Origin of the sequence: Sulfurovum sp. bin170, from assembly GCF_010892395.1 — a bacterium.
Lineage (GTDB): Bacteria > Campylobacterota > Campylobacteria > Campylobacterales > Sulfurovaceae > UBA1140.
Genome location: NZ_JAACKB010000253.1, coordinates 1 through 2,889, shown reverse-complemented (window position 1 = coordinate 2,889; position 2,889 = coordinate 1). Strand labels below are relative to the sequence as shown.

At 40.1% G+C, this 2,889-nt stretch carries 5 protein-coding genes; all 5 read right to left on the bottom strand.

The features are described from left to right. A partial coding sequence (locus tag GSY74_RS05990; protein ID WP_164664193.1) for a hypothetical protein occupies positions 1 to 622 on the bottom strand: 622 nt, incomplete at its 3' end. Next, the gene (locus tag GSY74_RS11030) at positions 576 to 716 is read right to left on the bottom strand and encodes a DUF6760 family protein (protein ID WP_370518776.1); all 141 of its coding nucleotides are present in this window, start codon (positions 714 to 716) and stop codon (positions 576 to 578) included. The genes GSY74_RS11030 and GSY74_RS05990, both read right to left, overlap by 47 nt. Positions 717 to 769: 53 nt before the next feature. After that, positions 770 to 1,132 (bottom strand): phage tail assembly protein, encoded by a 363-nt coding sequence (locus GSY74_RS05985; protein ID WP_164664192.1) that lies wholly within the window; start codon positions 1,130 to 1,132, stop codon positions 770 to 772. A 9-nt stretch (positions 1,133 to 1,141) separates the two neighbouring features. Continuing rightward, positions 1,142 to 1,576, bottom strand: coding sequence for a phage tail protein (locus GSY74_RS05980; RefSeq protein WP_164664191.1), 435 nt, complete (start codon positions 1,574 to 1,576; stop codon positions 1,142 to 1,144). 11 nt (positions 1,577 to 1,587) lie between these two features. Beyond that, a complete protein-coding gene (locus GSY74_RS05975; RefSeq protein ID WP_164664190.1) occupies positions 1,588 to 2,754 on the bottom strand; it encodes a phage tail sheath family protein in 1,167 nt (388 codons plus the stop codon). Between the last annotated feature and the right edge of the window lie 135 nt (positions 2,755 to 2,889).

Below are 2,889 nucleotides of genomic sequence, written 5' to 3'. Positions count from 1 at the left end.
TGAATAGAGAGTGAGGAATATTTTGAAATATAAAATCTTTATAATATTTACTATCTAAACTACTCTCTTTTTTTATAATAGAACTAGATGAACTATTCAAAATATCTTTTAACTCTTTTTGAGATTTATTAAACTCAAAAAAAGGAGTTTTATTGTCTCTATTGCTTTTCTGAGGTTGATTTACATTGTTATTGCCTATGCATTCCACCTCAGGAGAGGTGGAACGAGAGTTACTCGGAACCGATGGCTTTAGCCTCGCAATATTTGGGACTAAAGTCTCTAAGGGCTTATTATAATATTTACCATCTAAATTGGTCTCTCTCTTTATAATAGGAGTAGATGAACTATCTATGCATTCCACCTCAGAGAGGAGGGAAAGAGAATTGTAGTGACTGTGATTTAGTATATGCTTATGCCAATGCTGATAATATACTATATTATCTTTCAAATTTTGATACAGAAAAAACAGTACAGCATCATTTTTTATTGTCAAAAAGATAGGATTAACTCGTCTCAAAACCGTCTCTGCAAATGAGAAAACACCTCCCATTCTAAACACCAAAAGTCCCATAGGATTAGAAGACATCAGAGATAGAGATTTCACGCTTTGTACCCTTTTCATTACTCACTTCCTTATTGATTTTGCTAATCTGACTGCACCACTTTTGGCGTTCCCAATGAGGCATCTCCAAGATGCTCTCTTCGCTCCAATGCATATAATATGCCACAAAAGCTATCTCATCATAGAGCTTATCTTCTGGATAGCTTGTTATTTTGGGGGGCTAAAACTAACCTCCACCTCCTCATTACACGATGTACATTTTGTCCTAAGTGTTACACTTCCATTACCGTTAATACGACTATATAACTCCTGCAAAAAAGCGAGGTCTTCGATAAATATCCCCTCAATCGTCCCTGGGTTAATATCAGGAAGTGAGCCTAACTTGGTAATCACTCGTGAGAGCAAAATAATGCTCAAATAGCTAGGGTTCCCCTGCACACGAGGGTCACGCAGAGGTAGTATCTCATCCCCTGCTGTTGCTAGTCGCATCATCCCTTTTTTGTGTAGAGTTCCCTCCTCATCAGCATATCCACTAGGAAGAGTAAAACTATATTCTGTCTGTAGAGCCATCTCCTACTCCTACTTCACGCGTTTCATGCCTTCATGAGCCACATCAATCGACTCTATGGCAATATTATTATCCGTAGCATTAAGGTCAGGTGCATCATATTTTGTTGGCCAAGCTCTTGAAAACTCCCAACGACTTTTCGACTCACCCTGCTCATCTATCAAGATAATCGCCATATTTTTATAGTAATCATCTGTTTTGCCATCTTCAACCAGTTTTCGCCACTCATACAGCTCCATAGAGTCTGTTAATCCCACTTTGAGAGAGATGTTTCCATACTTAATAAGTCCTGGAATCTTACGAACAGTCGGTTGGTCATTTCCTTCACGATACTCTATAGGGTCTTGTGAACTATCAGGTATGGTTACCTCTTTGAATCCAGCCTGAACAAGACCGTCAATCTCTAGTAGAAATCGGTAATTTTTATAAGGGTTTTTCTGTGCCATCTATATCTCCTTTATGCACCAGCATTACACTGTTGTGCTATTCTAAAGATTACAAACTCTGCTGGTTTTACAGGACAGACTCCAATCTCACATATAAGACGACCATTATCTATATCATCTTGTGTCATTGTCTCACGGTCACACTTCACAAAAAATGCCTCCTCTGGAGTAGACCCCATCAATGCACCCTCTCTCCACTGTGTAGTCAAAAAGTTGATAATAGTCTGCTTGACTCTATCCCAAAGCTTCGCATCATTTGGCTCAAACACAACCCACTGTGTCCCCTCATCAATAGACTCTTCGAGAAACATAAATAGACGACGGACATTAATATACTTCCATAAAGAGTTACTAGCAGTAGTCCTAGCCCCCCAGACCAAAATACCTCGCCCAGCAAATGCACGGATACAGTTGATACCATTAGGGTTGAGCAGAGCCTGTTCAGCTTTATTATAATTAACTTTTAGCTCCAATGCCCCACGAACTTGCTCATTGGCTGGTGCTTTATGTACACCTCTCCCCGTATCACTTCGACTATAGACACCTGCCATAGCTCCACTTGGTGGGATAAATATCTGTTGGCTTTTGAGCTTATTGTTATCTGCTGTATCAATATACTCAACAGCACTTTTATACCACGGAGCATAGAGTGAAGCGTATCCGTCAGCAGAGATGGCATCCTCTTTATAGGTTGCAATAGCCGTAGTTGTAATTGTATCCTCAGGAGTATCAAGGATTGCAATACGGTCTTTCATCAATTCACAATGTGCAATAAGTGCTTTTATAACAGTCTCTGTAGTAACCCCAGGAGCCATAACCATAGTAACCTCATCAACATCAGTCAATGCCGTAAGCCCTGTCCTAGCTCCTGCTCCACCATCTGTACCAACAATCGCACCATCACTATCATCTGCACTCTTGACTATAAACGCTGTGGTTCCTCCATTGAGGAAAAAACTAAACAGAGCAGGTGCCATATAAGGTGCATCAACTGTGTAGTACCCAAACTTCAAGACAAAATCACCCCAACTAGTAACCAAAGTCGGTTTGTCTTGATACGCACCACCTTTGTCTGTTACACCAACAAATCCAGCAACACTAGTACCCACACCAGCAATCGGTTTAGCACCTAGTTCAACTTCTTCTATATAAACCCCAGGGGTCTGATAAGTAGCCATTTTATTCTCCTTTTTTTATTTATATTTCTTGTAAAACTCATTTGGAATCGGAGGCTTTAGCCCAATGCCAATGAATTAGCGAGGCTGAAGCCATCGTTTCCTTATATGCAATTTGCATTTTCGGAATCGGCGTGT